This window comes from Deltaproteobacteria bacterium (assembly GCA_011773515.1).
Taxonomy (GTDB): domain Bacteria; phylum Desulfobacterota; class Deferrimicrobia; order J040; family J040; genus WVXK01.
In genome coordinates this window covers 22,885-25,273 of the sequence record WVXK01000111.1, presented here as the reverse complement: position 1 = coordinate 25,273, position 2,389 = coordinate 22,885, and the positions used below count along the sequence as shown (strand labels likewise).

The following is a 2,389-nucleotide window of genomic DNA, read 5'->3' as shown; positions in this document are numbered from 1 at the left end:
GGGAAACGTTTGACATGGGAACGTAAATGATCCGCGGAGACCATCTCATTGAAATCAATGAAGCCGATTTCCATGCAGATGTCCTTTCCTCCGAAACCGTCGTCCTGGTGGACTTCTACACCCCACCCTGCGCCCCCTGCAAAGCACTCCTGCCCGTTCTTAAAAGAGTGGCCGAAAAGTTCCCGAACGTAAAGATCGCAAAAGTCAACGCCTGGAACAACCAGGACCTCTGCGCCAGGTACAAAATCGTGGGGGTCCCGGCGCTGCTATTTTTCAAAAATGGAGAGAAGGTTCTGAGGATCGATGGCTTCGACGCCTCGACGGAAAAGAGGATCGAAGATGGATTGAACTCGATAGAGGAGATGTGACATGAACTCAAGACAGGTAATAATAAAAAGCTGCTCCAACATCCTCGTCCACCTTCCCGATTTCGTGCGTCACGGATCCAAGCCGTCCCGTGAGCTAAGAAAGCATCCGGGGCTGGCGGAAAAGATTACCCGCCACCTGAGAACGGCAGAAGAAGCCGTGGGCTATGCCCCCAACCAGGTCTTCATCGGCAACATGGAGCCGGACAGGCTCAGGTCGATCGACCAGCCATGGTTCCGCCATCTCGTAAACGGGGAGGAAGGGTTCGGCAGATCGGGCCCGTTCGGGGAGATCATGCCCCAGGAAGAGTTCTACGCCCTGTTGAAGGCGTCGACGGATGAATCCTCCCATGACCTGGTATGGCTCGAGAAGAGCTTCGTGCGCGATACCGTGGTGCCGGCGATCAACGGGCACCCCCTGTGTAACGGCGAGGATCTGCTGAGCAAATTGCAGAATGGCAAGGTGATAGAGGAAATCCAGGAAAAAATAGAGCGTGACCACTCTCTGCCCCTCTATCACAACGATACCCTGGTCGGCTGTTTTCAGAGACATCACGAGGAGGACGAATCGCTCAGGGCCGATGTGCTCATGGAAAACCTGATCACCAAGGCTTCGGCATACCTGGCGCTGAAGCACCTGCTCAACGGCTCCGGCCTGGATGCGTCGGACATCGATTTCATCATCAGCTGCTCCGAGGAGGCGGCCGGAGACAGGTACCAGCGGGGCGGCGGAAATCTGGCCCGCGCCATAGGCGAAATGGCCGGGTGCGACAACGCCACCTCCTGCGACGTCAAGTCCTTCTGTGTCGGTCCCCACTTTGCCCTCCTGCACGCGGCGGCCCTGGTAAAATCGGGGCTGTTTAAAAATGTCGCCGTCGTGGCCGGGGGGTCGCTCACCAAACTGGGCATGAAATTCCAGGGGCACCTCGAGAAGAACATGCCCATTCTGGAGGACGTGATCGGCGGCGTGGCCTTCCTGGTGACGGAAGATGACGGCATCTCGCCCGTGCTCAGGCTCGACCTGCTCGGGAAATACCCCATCGGGGCCGGTGGGTCGCAGCAGCGTATCCAGGAAAACCTGATCCTGAAGCCGCTCAGAGCCGGGGGCTTGAAGCTGACCGACATCGACCGCTACGCCACCGAACTGCAGAACCCCGAAATCACCCTGCCCATCGGGCAGGATGACATTCCCCTCAAGAACTACCGCCTCATCGCAGCGCTTGCGGTGCAGCAGAAGGAGATCGAGAAGTCCCAGATGAACGAATTCATCGAAACGCGGGGACTGGTCGGCTTTGCCCCGACACAGGGGCACATCCCCGCAGGCGTTCCCTATATCGCTCATGGGATCAGGGAAATCCTCGAGGGGAGGAAAAAACAGATCATGATCGTGGCGAAGGGGAGCCCGTTTTTGACCCGAATGACGAATCTATCCGACGGGCTGTCCTTTGTTCTGGGAGCAAACCCGAAAAACGGCGAGGAGGGCAGATATGCTTAACGGTAAGAAAGCGATCGCCTTCGGAGACGGCCAGGAGATAAAGGGCGAATCTCTGAAAAAATGCCTGGAGGCGGCGGGCACGGAGGTAATACTGGTCAGAGACGCCTGTTTCGTCTGAACGGCCGCTCTGGCACTTGACTTGGAGAGTCAAGAGGCGATCAAGAAGGCGGCACAGGAGCATGGTCCGGAAAATCTCTTCGTGGTGTGGGGCATCACCAATGAACAGTATCTCGAAGTCGGGTCCCGGACCGTTATCGACGGCGACCCCAGCTGGTCCGGATCCCTTGCAGGGGAATGTCTCAGGCTTAAGGTTTATCACGTACTCGAGCCGGAGATGAAAAGCCACATTCCCGAAGAGGTGTACGACGACGAACTGATGCTCCTGGAGCTGGCGGTGGGAGATGAAAAAATCGACAAGATAGCTTCCATGATGACGACATTCCGCTCCCAGCTCCTGTTCAGTTGATTGGTTCCATCCCTCCCCTGTTTGATGAGAAACCGGCTTAAGGCCGGTTTCTCTTTTTGTCCG

At 56.9% G+C, this 2,389-nt stretch carries 4 protein-coding genes; all 4 read left to right on the top strand.

Annotated features, from left to right (window positions below):
- The first annotated feature begins 26 nt into the window (after nt 1-26).
- Genes GTN70_11870 through GTN70_11855 form a run of 4 tightly spaced genes read left to right on the top strand, consistent with a single transcriptional unit; the run spans nt 27 to nt 2,326 of the window.
- On the top strand, nt 27-368 hold the full coding sequence (locus tag GTN70_11870) for a thiol reductase thioredoxin (protein NIO17656.1): 342 nt from the start codon (nt 27-29) through the stop codon (nt 366-368).
- A gap of 1 nt (nt 369) precedes the next feature.
- Nucleotides 370-1,860 (top strand): glycine reductase, encoded by a 1,491-nt coding sequence (locus GTN70_11865; GenBank protein ID NIO17655.1) that lies wholly within the window; start codon nt 370-372, stop codon nt 1,858-1,860.
- Complete coding sequence (locus GTN70_11860) at nt 1,853-1,978, top strand: hypothetical protein (GenBank protein NIO17654.1); 126 nt, start codon at nt 1,853-1,855, stop codon at nt 1,976-1,978. The genes GTN70_11865 and GTN70_11860 overlap by 8 nt, the downstream gene beginning before the upstream one ends.
- A gap of 21 nt (nt 1,979-1,999) precedes the next feature.
- Complete coding sequence (locus tag GTN70_11855) at nt 2,000-2,326, top strand: hypothetical protein (GenBank protein ID NIO17653.1); 327 nt, start codon at nt 2,000-2,002, stop codon at nt 2,324-2,326.
- Nucleotides 2,327-2,389 lie beyond the last annotated feature (63 nt).

Excerpts from the sequence above, each read along its gene's own strand:
- GTN70_11860 (NIO17654.1), top strand. The coding sequence starts at position 1,853 with ATGCTTAACGGTAAGAAAGCGATCGCCTTCGGAGACGGCCAGGAGATA.
- GTN70_11870 (NIO17656.1), top strand. The coding sequence starts at position 27 with ATGATCCGCGGAGACCATCTCATTGAAATCAATGAAGCCGATTTCCAT.
- GTN70_11865 (NIO17655.1), top strand. The coding sequence starts at position 370 with ATGAACTCAAGACAGGTAATAATAAAAAGCTGCTCCAACATCCTCGTC.